Below are 12,467 nucleotides of genomic sequence, written 5' to 3'. Positions count from 1 at the left end.
CGACTCGAACCCAGAGCGATGAAACGAAGACCCAAACCCTTCCAGTTGCTGACCGCCCCCCGCCGCGTTTTCAAAGAAATTCCACACAAATCGACCTATCGAAAAGCCGCTTAATCACGTGCCATTCCACTCAGGCCCCATTTTATCACAGACTTCCGAGGGATACGAATTATCCACAGGCGGCAGCGATTGCTCCGGTTTGTGTTCCGACAAAAACGGATACTCGAAGCTGTGAATGTCGGTCTGGCTGAAGTTGCGGCTGTTGTTAGCGATAACGATGCAATCTGGTTGAAGCGATTTCAGGTGTTTGAAAATTTCAGGCCAGCGAGCCACGGTATATTCATTATTGAACTGGTCGATCCACAGCAGATCAATTTTTCCATACTGAGTCAGCAACTCCTCCAATTGAAGCTTCATGAAGCCGACGTAGTCATCCTGAGCTTCCGGCGGAAGTCCCTTCAGATCAGGGTTGCCCGCTGGTGGCTTCGGAGCTCCGTTTCTGCCCGCGTAGTCCCCCGGAAAGCAATAGTACAGCCCGACCTTGATGCCGCAGGCACGAAAGGCCGACAGAAATTCCTTAACGAGGTCAGCCTCCTCATCCTTGAATTTCGTAAATGCGGATATGTCATGGGAGGCAGTATGCTGACTATCCCAAAGGCACCAGCCACCGGTGTGCTTGGTCGTGAAGACCGCGTACTTCATTCCGGCTGCCTGGGCTGCAACCGTCCATTGGTTGCAGTCCAGTAGATCGGGCGAGAACGACTCTGGGTCTTCGTAGCCGTTTGCCCATTCCCGTTCATAAAACGTTGCCATGTTGAAATGGATGAACATGCCGAATTTCCAACTCAGGAATTCCTGGCGGCGCTCCTCCATCGATGGGCTTCCTGTTGTAGCAGTGGAAATACCGAAGGTAATCGTCAGAAAAAGGAGGCAAACTGAAGATTTCATCGGTATATCGCATCAGGTCCGTTCGGTGCTTCGGGCGTGAACTCGATCTGGCAAGAAATGATTGAATGGGGACGGACTGGTCAGTCGATAGTCACTGACAAACGGGCGAACATCTTGCCGTCTCCGACCAGTGAGGAGGGCAGTGTCACCACGACCTGATCGACACCCGGTTCGAATTCACCGGGCACCTCAATGGTCACGCCGTCTTCGCCGTCAACCGCAGTGAACCAGCCGACTAGGTCGCTTCCATACTGGACGATGATGGTGGTCGCTGGGTCGTCGTTTGCCAAATCGGTGCGGCGGAAGACGAACTCCAGTCCCGACCCGGTGTAGGTGCTGGTGGGAGCGAGATCGTCGGTGCCGGCGTCATTGGCGGTTGGATCTCCTCCAACGACGTATTCGATGCCGGTCTCGAGTCCATCATTTTCAAAATCGAGTGAAGAGTTGTTGTCTGTCAATCCTGGGAAGCCGGAGGCCCAAGTGTCATAAGCGGAGGATCCAACTTGAATGGAGCCAGTCCCGGTAATGAATCCTCCGGAATTGGCTTCGTTGTAAACGAAGCCGACCGGTTGGAAGTCGTCACCAAATTTGAGTGCCGCAACCACATCGATGTCCGAGTGGGTCAAATTCAGCACCGCGCCCGTGGCAATCGACACAGTCGAGCCATTTGCAAGTTCGGCTTGCGCCAGGCTGAGCGTGCCTCCGCTCACCGTGGTTGAACCGGTATAGTTGCTCGGCGTTCCGCTCAGGTTGTTGATGATCAGGGTGCCCGCACCGTCCTTAACAAGCACGGTTGGTGTCGAGCCGTCGGTGATCCGGCCTTGATACTCATCCGTGCCGGAATCCAGATTGACCGTCAGGGTTCCTCCACCCGTGACATTTGCGTCGCCATTTACTCCGATGCTGTTGTCTCCCGTGCGGAGTCGCCCGAGCGTCTGATCGAAGCCATTCAGGTCGAAGGCAACCGTGGAGGCGTTTTGTGCTGTCCAACCAAACTTCAGATCGGCGTTGGTGGCGAGGGCATTGTTGACCCCGAGACGAACGTACCCATCGAAGAATAGCAACGCACTGTCGATATTGGTGGCAACGTTCAAGTCGATCACGTTTCCGAAGTCGAATCCCGGATCCGCAAAGTTGACACCTGATCCGACAAAGTTGACGGCTCCGGTGACATTGATCGGGCCATCGAACTGTATATTCCCGGCAAAGTTGTTTGGTTGCGTGCTCATGCCCGTAAACGTGCCGGTGAGTATAAGCGTGCCTGTTCCATCAACGGTCTGAATCCGGCAGTTCGTTCCGGCGATGTCTCCGGTAAGCGTGTTGTCACCATCACTGCGCAAGGAGCCGAGTTGACCACCACCTCCGACATTTCCCGTGCCAGCCAGAGCGAGACTCTCGCCGACGGAGATGTCCCCGCTCAGTTGGACCGCAGCGTTCACCGCAACGCTGGTGTTGCCGCTGATGCTTCCCAGACCACTGGCGTTGGTGACGTTGACGATTCCTTCGTTGATCGCCACCGGTCCGGTGAAGGTATTTGCACCGCCCAGGGTAAGGGTGCCGCTGCCTCCCTTGTTCAAGCCACGTGGAGAAGCATCCTCGCTGATGATCCCGGTCCCCGAGATATTCAAGTTGCGGCCTGCGCCGATCGACACATCGACGTTTTCCACCAGTTGGATGTCCAGATTGATGGTGTCCTCAATGAAGTCTGAGTTCGGATCGTCGACCGCTGGTGCGGTAATTCCCTCACTGAGCTGGATCGAACTTCCGCCAAGAGTGAAGTTCTCGCCATCGAAGGTATTTGCGAAGGCAAATCCTCTGAAGGGAAGCCCCGCAGCCAGATCATTGTTGACACTAAGGTTCGAACCGCTCGGGAAGTTCAGCACTTCGTCTCCGCTTCCTGTTGGAGCGACCCCGCCAATCCAGTTGGCGGCTTCCGACCAATTATCGTCGGTCGCCCCCTCCCACTCCAGGTTGACGACGGTTGGATCCAGAAGCGTCAAAGTGAAATTGTTTGCACTGGTGCTCTGCGAGAACGTGTATCCGACCCCCTCGGCTCCCAAGCCGGTAATGTTAACTGTGGGCGCGGTGGAAGCGATGTTGGTAGTGACAACCAGCTCGAATGTGGCCGGGAGGTCGCCGGTATAGGCGGAGCCGTCAATGTTGACGGTGGTGTTCACGAGATGAATGAAACCCGGAGCCTTGACGGGACTCACGCCGGTCTCGTCGAAGACGAAATTGAGGATCGCCGCGGGTCTGTTGTTTGTATTGAATCTCGGGATGTTGACCGTGGCGTCATCGCCGGTGATGGTCATTTCCAGCGGGGCGTCGTCGTTCGGCCCGTCGTCGCTCCTCATTTGTCCCTGAGTTCCGCTGACTCCGAAAGTTCCCCCGCTGATGTTGATTTCACCACTCAATGTGTAGACCTGCCCGGCCGCTGTATAGGTTCCGACATTGAAATCGCCGCCACTAACATTCAGGACTCCCGCTGGTCCGGCAGAGATTACGGGGAACGGGGTTCCGTCTGGAGATGGGTCGGTTATGGTGACGGATCCGGATGATAGGTTGAATTCTCCGCCAGTTAGAGCAAATGCAGTCGAAGTAGTGACGGAACCTCCGTTGACATTCAGCTCACCGCCCGCAACTGCTATAGCCGATGAGCCGGTAGCGAGCAAACCACTGCTGACGTTCACTGCGTTGAGCAAGTTGTTTGCTGTGACGGTCATGCCGCCCGCATTGAGTGTGCCGCCCAGAATATTGAGAAACCCCTCGTCGTTACCTGCTCCAATGGTGACCGGGCCCGTGATCAGATCACCGCCCTCATTGATGTTCAATGTCGCCGATAACGCAGTGTCGTCGGTATTGTTGATAAGGACAGGGCCTGCTTCGGTCGCAATGAAGGAATCAACATTCACGACTTGGCTCTGGTTGATGATGGCGGTGTCAGCCGTAGTGGGCAGGTGGTTGCTTGAGTCGCCCAGGTCCTCCCACTCGCTGGTTGTGGCCCAGCTGCCGCTGGCAACCGTCCGGACGACATCAGCGGCATGGCTTGACAATGGAAACGCCCAGCAAGCTGCGGCGGGAATAACAAACAGGTTTTTTGGGATACTCATGGGTCTCTGTGGATCGTAGGCCAACGATTAATCGACCGAAATAAAATAGTTTGATCGGTGGACCGACCATCCTATGGAAAGGCTAGCTCCGTGCCGGGATTTGGATATCCTCATTTCGTAGGGTACTTTGAGTCTTCCGGTATTTCAGGTGTCCGTATGCAGACGTCTGAATCCATTTGTTGGAAGCAGGTTCCTGCACTCTTCGGTCGCTTTGAGGGGATCCGAAAGAGACGCGGCACACGCCTGCGATGTTTCTCCGAAGATCCTTGCTGTCTGGTTGATTGGATGGCAGCAACTCCTCCAAGATATTGAAGGATGAGAAGGCCTACCACTGACTCCATCCCTGTTTTTTCCGCACTGTTGGTTGGATGCTCGCTGACATTGTCAGCGTTCGCGGCGCCTGGTGCGGTAAATGAGTCTCGCTATCCAGAATTTTCGTGGGATAGAGTTCCCGTCTATTTCTATTTTTGCTGCGACGGTAAGGTGATGACGGACGAAGTGGTTCGTTATGTCGCAAGCACCTCGAATTTTGTCTGCCTCGAGAAGGCATACGCGATGAAGCAGATGGGCTCAACGGAGAAGGGTTCGGACATAGCGCTGAGCGCCTGAAGAAGGTGAACTCGAACATCAGGGTGCTGTATTACTTCAATGGGCCGCTGAATTACCCGATGTATGATTCCTACAGGGAGACCCAGCAAAACAAGAACTAAGTCTTGCGCGAAAAGAGTGGGACATTCATTGGCAAAGGGTGCGTCGGAAAGGGCTCGCAGCAGTTCAATATTCTCGATCTTGAGCTGCAGGCATGGTGGGCTTGACAAGCCGGAAAGACAGTGAAGGAACTGCACTGCGACGGGGTCTTCATGGACGAGGTCGGCCAGGTGGATAACCGGATTGCCAAGCAGCTCGGTGGCGGTCATGGGACGAGAGTGCGCCTCGCCGAGGGTGTCGCGGGACAAGTGCCCCAGCCAAGGCAGGGGCAATGTGGCTGCAGATCACTCGCGTCAGGTTTACGGGGGAATGCCTGCTTCTATCGGGGATTTCCGCTTTCGTTTGTCCCGCCAGACGTGTCTCGGGTCGGGGTCGAACGCGAACAGCTCAGCGATGTCCCGCACCTTGACTAGACGCACCGCAAGGATGTCATAGAGCTTTTCATAACTCAGGCGTGCGCGCCCCACCAGCTCGCCAACCATTTGAGACATCTTCATGCCGACCTGGTGGGCAATCATTATGGCGAGAACCAGGGCCTGGATATGGTGCTAGTTGCTCTTCCGGTTGAGTGCCCTGTCAGATTGAGCAACTGTTTCCACGCCCGGAACTGGATCTCGATCGCCCAGCGCGCCCGGTAGATCTGCGCGAGCTGTGAAACGTCCGCCCGTGTCGGGTCGAGTTGCTTCCCGCAGCCCCATTGTAAACCGCGTAAGAAGTCGTCACCCGGGGGCGGATCCCCGGGTGCTCGGCTTCCTTTTTGCTGCCACCTGCCTTGTGACCGAAGTGGAGGCGGCGGATTTAGAGACCATGAATAAACGCCTCGGCAGATATCCCGAACCTGAATCGTTGTAACCAAATCGGATACCTTGGCACTGTTCTGTGTCTCCCGCTATTCAAGGGTCACTGGTCCCGGGTGGTCAATCCGTTCTGCGTTCCGGGAGGTCCCGGGCATTTCACCACCCGGGTGTCTTCTTCCATTCTCGCCGGGAGGGACCACTTTTCCGTCTTCGATACCCGGGGGGGCGTGGCGGTTGGGGGTGGGATTCACAGGTACACTGTCGCCGGTCTGTTTGGTCCAATTTTGCAGCAAAGTTCGTGCTCGTTCAAGGGGGCGCTTAAACTCGATTTGATCCACCGAGTTGCGGAGTTGATACGGATCGCGCGAAATGTGATAGAGTTCTTCGTTCGGCACGGGGTTGGCGAAGACCTGTTGATGTACTGGCTTCGTCATTCCTGCCGCGTAGAGGCTCCAGAGTTCGGCCCCGGAGGGATAGTGAACCCCCGATTCGTAACTCAGGTTCATCTGGTTCCGGTAGTTGTTCTTGATGTAGAGAAAGTCGCCGAAACGAACCATTCGCGAGTGGTTGCTGTAAACATGCCAGTTCTGCTCGGCGAAGACGACCTCGCGAACAGTAGATTCGGGGTCTTTGAGGATGGGCGTGAAGCTTATCCCCTGAATACAAGGCGGCTTGACGATTCCTGCCAGATCAAGGCACGTCGCACTTAGATCAATGGAGCTGATCAGGCTCGCGGAGACCCGCGGCTCTGGAACAAGTGGCGGGTACTGAACGATCCACGGAGTCTTGATACCGCTATCATAAAGCCGTGTTTTGCAGCGGGGGAACGGGCGGCCGTTATCGGCTGCAACAATGATGATCGTTTGATTTAGGATCCCTTCTTTACGAAGCTGACCTACGACCTCCCCAATGTAGTGGTCGAGCCGGCTGATCTCATGATAGTAGTCAGCCAGTTCCTGCCGGATGACTGGGTGGTCCGGTAAATAGGGAGGCACCACGACGTCGGCCGGATCGTACTGCGGTGCGTGTTCACTAATGACGAAATCCCGATGAGCATCCGTCGAAGCGAACCAGAAGAAAAAGGGTTGGTCCTTAGGACGGTTTTTTACGAGGTCCACCCAGTCCTCCTCCCGCCCAGGGCCACCACCCTGGGTGATTTTGTCAAATGCGCGGTCCTTGTTGCCGAACATGTGGTTCTTTCCTGACAGAACGGTGTAGTAGCCCGCCTCGCGTAGAAGTTCGGGGAAGCGGATCTGGGTGGCCGGGAGCGAAAGGTGGAGTTCGGGTGCTCCGGTGTTGTGAGGATAGCGTCCGGTGATGATACTGCATCGGCTTGGGCTGCAACTACTGGTCGTTAGATACGCGTTGGTGAAGCGCATGCCGCTTCCGGCCAGCGCGTCGATATTTGGCGTGTGAATCGTCTTGTTCCCGTAGCAGCCGAGATCTTCAGGGGAGATGTCATCTCCGAGAAAGAAAACGAAGTTCGGCAGCGTGGCACCAAGAACTTGGCCGACCCAGCATGCAAGCAGCAGGAAGTGGATTCGGAACATCATCTTGATCTGCGGAATGTGACGAATCCTAACGCCAGTCGATTTTTGCCTTCCGCTTGCCAAGATCGACTCGGACCGAGGCATGTTCGAACTCACGGGTTAGAGTCCAACCATTTTTCCGATAGTCGCCTTTCGGTGCCCCGAGGGGCTTTTTGAACTCCGGATAGTCCACAAACGTGCCACCGCGCTCCCGATAACCCCAGCTGTAGCAAAAGTAGCTGTGCTCCTGGGCGGCCACGAGAAAACACGCTAGAGAGAAGGTGATCTTCTCCTTGGCTTCCTCAGCAAGCTTTTCCTGGGGTAGTCTCATCTTCTCCTTGTTCATCCAATTGAAGTCTTGTTCCGGCCATCCCTTGACTACGAGAAGTTTGCCTTGCTTCCCCGCCGAGACGATCCAGTCAATGTCCTTGAGGATGCTTTCTTTCGTGCGGCTAGCGAAACAGGTGAAGTGCTCAAACATGGCACCATCGGCATGTTCAAGGAAGGGCTTGCCATAGGTGGCATTGCCGCGGTCAAGGTTACGCAGGCCGTTGAAAAGGAGGATTTTGTCCGGCCCCATCTCCGATTTTGCCCGCTGCATGACATCGATCGCTGCGCTGATCGCCTGCTGTTTCGATTTCGGCCCACCCCCGATCTGCTTCGGAATCCGCGTCTCCACCTGCGGGAGAGCGTCCATGAAGACTCCATCGCAGTGGTAATCGCGGACTGCCCTTCCCGCTTGGGCAGCCCACCATTTGCGAGCGTTGACATCCACGATGTTGAATTGTTCCACTCCAGTCTTCCCACCCTTTAGAAGCGGCTTACCCTGTTTGTCACGTAACACTAGGTTGCGATTGTTCCTGGTTTCCTCGTAGACATCGTAGAAAGAGAAATTCAGGATTCCATTCCAGTAAAAGAGCACCTTGGCATCGGGATTCAGTTCCTTGATTCTCTTGGCATCGTGGGCGATTCCCTTTTCGGTCGACCCGAGGGTTTTCATGCCATGAGCCTTTTCAAGGCAGATGAAGTTGCTGGTGTCTGCGACGAATTTGAGTTCCTCGGAGTTCATCGTTCTGCCGGTGATCCCGAAGTGGAGGCACACCGGAACCCGGTCCCAGGAAAACTTCGGCCAACCCGGGTGGTCGCCGGCTGACGCCGAAGGCGTGCTGATCCCGCAGGCGAGAAGTATGGCCATGGTGCTGTAGGCGAGTGCTCGATGTATCTGGGTCATTTTCGGTGCTTTCGTGTGCTTGGTTGTAATGGTGGAACGCCTTCTTGGGATTGGGGTTGAAAGCCTGTCCAAGGTATGCCGGTCATTTGGTGAGAATCTTGTTGGAACGACTTTGTTGTGCCTTGGGAGTGATCACTTGGGTGCCGAGAACACCGTATTGCCCTCCTTGTCTTTCAGTAGGATCTCGGAGCGATCCTTTTGATGGACAACCAGAGCGCGTGGCTTTCCATTCTCGTCACGCATCGTTATCCCGCATCCTTTCTCCATGGCCATAAGCGTGATGCCGCCACCTCCCTTTTTGAGGCTCATTACGGCACCAAGGGGCGCGTCCGTTAGCGTTGCATGGGATGCGCCGTCCTCGTCATACACGACCAGTCCGTATCCTTCGTCAGCCGGACCGATACGCACCCGAACATTCCCATCGGCATCCACTACTTCGAGCCTTCTTGTCTGAAGAGCCTCCTTGGCGGGGTTGGGGGCGGCAGCGACAAGAAAGACTGCGGCACCCCCGATCACTACACCTGCCAGGGCTCGCCGGAGGTTCCTGCAGTTGCATTCCAGGTGATCCAGACGCTTTTCGAGTGCCTTTTTCGAATTCATATAATTTGGTTTTGTTCGTTTGGTTGTCTTTGGGATTTTCCCAGCACAACTTCCTTCGCCAATCAGGAGGCTGCTGCTGGAAAGAGGCTGACAACTACGAGCGGACGCCCGTTTGAATGAATGGGTTCATTTGGTCGCTTGCGATGCGGGTTCATTGAGTAGCCTCATGCCTTCAGCGAGTTGCTCGGGAGTCATGGTTCTTGTCAAAACGTCGCGTAGTTTGATCGCTATTTCCGCCACTGGATTATCGGGAGCTTTGGCGGCGGTTTGGGCGTAGAAGTAGGCTTCGGGCAGGTCCTGTTTGCCCCCGGCTCCATTGGCCAGGGCTTCGGCGTATTTGATCTGTCCGGCGGGGTTGCCGCCTTTGGCGGAGAGCTCGAAGAGGCGCCGTGCCGATCTGTAGTCGCGCACTAGGCCCTGACCATTTTCATAATATACACCGAGATTCAACTGCGCTTGTGAATGGCCGGAACGTGAAGCGCGGTCGAACCAGGCTGCGGCTGCGATGAAATCCTGTTGAACGCCATTCCCTTCGTGGTAGCGCATGCCGGCCGAATACTCTGCATCTGCCAGCCCAGCGCTCGCAGAGCGCAGAAGCCAGGGTATGACTTCGGCTTTGATATCCGGTTTGTCATCCATGGCATCGAGCATGACCGAGAGGTTGTACATACAGACGGAATGGCCGAGTCCGGCTCCCTGACGGTAGAGGTCGATCGCCCTGTCCTTGTCCTCTTTCAATCCGCCGAGCCCGTGTTCGTGGAAGTAGGCGAGGCGGTAGATGGCTGGCGGCACCTCTTTCTTTGCCGCCCTTTGGTAATAGTTCAATGCGGTTTCCTGTGATTTTTGGCATCCCGATCCGCTTTCGCTCATCTCTCCCAGATAATAGAGAGCGTAGGGGTCGCCGAGTTGGTCGAGCAGGGAGAACCAGGTCTTGGCGGCCGCGAAGTTCTGTCGGTTGGGGTCCGTGCTCAGGTAGAACTCACCGAGAGCGCGTATGGCACCAAGGTGTTTGCCTTCGGCCGCGATCTTGAGCCAGGTTTCGGCGCGCTTACTGTCCGGTTTCACCTCTGGATCGAGGTTGCCATCGCGGAAAAGTTGGCCGAGTGCGAATGCTGCATTGCTTCTGGATGTGCCAGTGGATTCCGTGGCCTGGGTCAGGTAGTTGATCGCCTTGGTCGCATCGGCGGTATAGCCGTAGCCGGTAAGGTGCGCCATGCCGAGCCGCAACTGCGCGACGGCCATGCCATTGCGGGCATATTTTTCCAGTCGAGTACGTGCGGTTGAAAACTCTTCCGGCGTTTCGGGTGCGGCGAAGCGCAGGAAGACGAGTTCGTCACGAGCGGCCGTGTTGCCTTTGTCGTAGGCCTTCTTGAAGTTCGCCTTGGCGAGTTTGAGATTCTCGGGTGTCCCGAGACCATCGCGGTGCATCACGCCAAGAGCCATGTAGGCGGTTAGTTCGCCGCGATTGGCCGCTATATTGAATTCTTTGAAGGCCTGTTCGTTAAGGCCACTCTTCAACAGTCGAAAGCCTGATCGTATTTCGTTGGACGTATTGTCTGTGTCATCGCCTTTTTCAATATCTTCGAGTCCGACGGTTTCAACGATGGAAAGAACCGCGTTGGTATAAGAGGTCGTTACCAGCAGGGCGATAAGAACTAGGAGAAGGCGGGGTGGAGCTTTCTTCATGTCGAGAGGTGAGGGTTAATCCTTGGGAAAGGACGGAAACAATGTCCATCAATCCACAAGATTTCGGATTGATGGAATTTGCTTTTTGCGGGGCACCTGACTCCGACCTCACGACTTCATGGTAGATCGGCTGCGATAGTAGATCACGCCCGATCGTCAAATTTACTCATGAAATTTGCTATCAGGCATTCCTGCGGCGGCGCAGGAAGATTCCGAACCCAGCCATGCCCAACAGGGCGAGGGCAGAGGGTTCAGGAACGATGACGATCCTTGAGTAGTTGTCCACTGAGCTTTGCTCGTAGTAGTAATCAACCCCTTCGACACCAGAGAAGCCGGTGAGCTCGATATTGGCGAGATTTGCTTCGCTGAGGAGGTTGCTCATGCTGAACAGGTCGAAGACTCCAGCCCCACCTGTGTAGTTTGACCCGTCAACATTGATCGTCACACCGCTTAGGTGTGTCCAAACCTGGGATTCAAATGCCGACACTCCGAACTCATCAAAATTGAAATTGAAGGTTCCACCCGCAAGCCCAGCGAGGTTCAGGAATGACGTGCCAACTGTAATATTGCTGCCATTGATCGTCATGTTCAAGCGTGTGCTGTCTCCTTGGACCTGTCCGCCAGTCATACTGAGGATGGCGTTGTCGCTGAGGTTGTAGGTGCCCACAAGCTTTACAACGTCTGTGTTCGCGCCAAGTCCGGTGACCTCCAATGTGCCATTTTCCGTGAGGTTGACCGTCCCCTCGTTTGAAACGCCCTCTTTCCAGATTCTGATTGTTCCGGTGTCGCCAACTTCAGCGTCATTGATCGTTATTTTGCCGGCGGAAATGTTTACAATTCCTGATTGGTTGAAATTACCTTTAATGAACGCCGCATCACCTGATGCGACCTGAAAAGTAGCCGTGCTAGCAGCATTGACAACATTCAGCCTACCTGCTGTCCCGACTTCCAGAGAGGCGGCTGCTGAATAGCTGCCCCCATTGAGGTTCATGACGACGCTTCCGCTTCTTTGTGACAATTGGCTGGCTACCGAGGTGCTAAGACTTCCCCCGGAAAGGATATTGATTTCCAAAGCATTCGCCGAAGTGGTGTTTGTCCCAGTCCACAACCGACTGATTGACTCAGTGGTGTCGACGTTGACGGTCCTCAAGCCAGGAGTGATTCCATTTATGATGGCATTGTCTCCTGCTCCGGGTTTTGTGCCTCCCCAGTTGCCGGCTGTTGCCCAGTTATCATCTAAAGCAGCACCGTCGTAGGTTCTATTTGCCGCCTGCAAGCTAGATGTGGAGACGAACAATCCCGCGGCTGCGCAGGCTGTGATTGTTGAGGTTTTTGATTTGGATTTCATAGGGGATTCGGTCGCTTTCAGTGATTTGCAGTCGATTTTTTGACCTGTTTGGTAGCGTGAGGGGTGGGGTTTCGGGCGTAAAGTTATTTCAGCAGTCTCCTAAGAAATGAGGATGCCGGGACCGACGTTCCTTCCATTGGTAGGGCTGAAGAACTGGAGGAAGCTCCGGAGCAGAGTTTCGAGGCAATCACTGAATTCATGACTGCAGATGGTCTTGTCAATGTCAGCAGATCCGTAGAACATGTTCGGGGGAACAAAAACTCGGGGATTGGCTCAATTTTTTGAGGAGAGTTGTCTCACCTTCCGGCTACCAGGAGTACTTTCCAGAAGATCCTGATCCGTTCCGGTGGTGAACCGAGCGACGACAACCGAGGCGAGGATGACTGAGCAGTGGGTCATTCGGTGAATTCGTCCACTATTGCCCGGTCCGCCACCGTTAGCCTCGATTTGTCGGCACCTCGGCCGATTATGCTGGCATCCAACACGCGCCAAGCTACGAATTCAACAAGT

11 protein-coding genes are annotated in these 12,467 nt (G+C 55.0%); all 11 read right to left on the bottom strand.

The window, feature by feature from the left end; translation table 11 throughout:
• Window positions 1-114: 114 nt before the first annotated feature.
• The 11 genes from WBG04_RS14985 to WBG04_RS14935 all read right to left on the bottom strand — a co-directional run bounded on the left by WBG04_RS14985 (window position 115) and on the right by WBG04_RS14935 (window position 12,200).
• The gene (locus WBG04_RS14985; protein ID WP_424315262.1) at window positions 115-873 is read right to left on the bottom strand and encodes an alpha-L-fucosidase; all 759 of its coding nucleotides are present in this window, start codon (window positions 871-873) and stop codon (window positions 115-117) included.
• A gap of 155 nt (window positions 874-1,028) precedes the next feature.
• Window positions 1,029-4,058: a beta strand repeat-containing protein gene (locus WBG04_RS14980; RefSeq protein WP_424315261.1), complete on the bottom strand. Its 3,030-nt coding sequence runs from the start codon at window positions 4,056-4,058 to the stop codon at window positions 1,029-1,031.
• 506 nt (window positions 4,059-4,564) lie between these two features.
• Window positions 4,565-4,975, bottom strand: a complete 411-nt coding sequence (locus tag WBG04_RS14975; RefSeq protein ID WP_424315260.1) for a hypothetical protein — start codon at window positions 4,973-4,975, stop codon at window positions 4,565-4,567.
• Between the two features lie 90 nt (window positions 4,976-5,065).
• Window positions 5,066-5,284, bottom strand: a complete 219-nt coding sequence (locus WBG04_RS14970; RefSeq protein WP_424315259.1) for a hypothetical protein — start codon at window positions 5,282-5,284, stop codon at window positions 5,066-5,068.
• On the bottom strand, window positions 5,284-5,622 hold the full coding sequence (locus WBG04_RS14965; RefSeq protein WP_424315258.1) for a transposase: 339 nt from the start codon (window positions 5,620-5,622) through the stop codon (window positions 5,284-5,286). The genes WBG04_RS14970 and WBG04_RS14965 overlap by 1 nt, the downstream gene beginning before the upstream one ends.
• A gap of 33 nt (window positions 5,623-5,655) precedes the next feature.
• Window positions 5,656-7,116: a sulfatase family protein gene (locus WBG04_RS14960; protein WP_424315257.1), complete on the bottom strand. Its 1,461-nt coding sequence runs from the start codon at window positions 7,114-7,116 to the stop codon at window positions 5,656-5,658.
• Window positions 7,117-7,141: 25 nt separating this feature from the next.
• Entirely contained in the window at window positions 7,142-8,323 is a 1,182-nt protein-coding gene (locus WBG04_RS14955) for a putative glycoside hydrolase (RefSeq protein WP_424315256.1), read from the bottom strand.
• A gap of 132 nt (window positions 8,324-8,455) precedes the next feature.
• Window positions 8,456-8,923, bottom strand: a complete 468-nt coding sequence (locus tag WBG04_RS14950) for a hypothetical protein (protein WP_424315255.1) — start codon at window positions 8,921-8,923, stop codon at window positions 8,456-8,458.
• Window positions 8,924-9,049: 126 nt separating this feature from the next.
• Complete coding sequence (locus WBG04_RS14945; protein ID WP_424315254.1) at window positions 9,050-10,609, bottom strand: tetratricopeptide repeat protein; 1,560 nt, start codon at window positions 10,607-10,609, stop codon at window positions 9,050-9,052.
• Between the two features lie 181 nt (window positions 10,610-10,790).
• Entirely contained in the window at window positions 10,791-11,957 is a 1,167-nt protein-coding gene (locus tag WBG04_RS14940) for a PEP-CTERM sorting domain-containing protein (protein ID WP_424315253.1), read from the bottom strand.
• A 99-nt stretch (window positions 11,958-12,056) separates the two neighbouring features.
• On the bottom strand, window positions 12,057-12,200 hold the full coding sequence (locus WBG04_RS14935) for a hypothetical protein (protein WP_424315252.1): 144 nt from the start codon (window positions 12,198-12,200) through the stop codon (window positions 12,057-12,059).
• Between the last annotated feature and the right edge of the window lie 267 nt (window positions 12,201-12,467).

This window comes from Haloferula sp. (assembly GCF_049672945.1).
Classification (GTDB): domain Bacteria; phylum Verrucomicrobiota; class Verrucomicrobiia; order Verrucomicrobiales; family Akkermansiaceae; genus Haloferula.
This window is presented reverse-complemented; position numbering and strand designations above follow the sequence as displayed.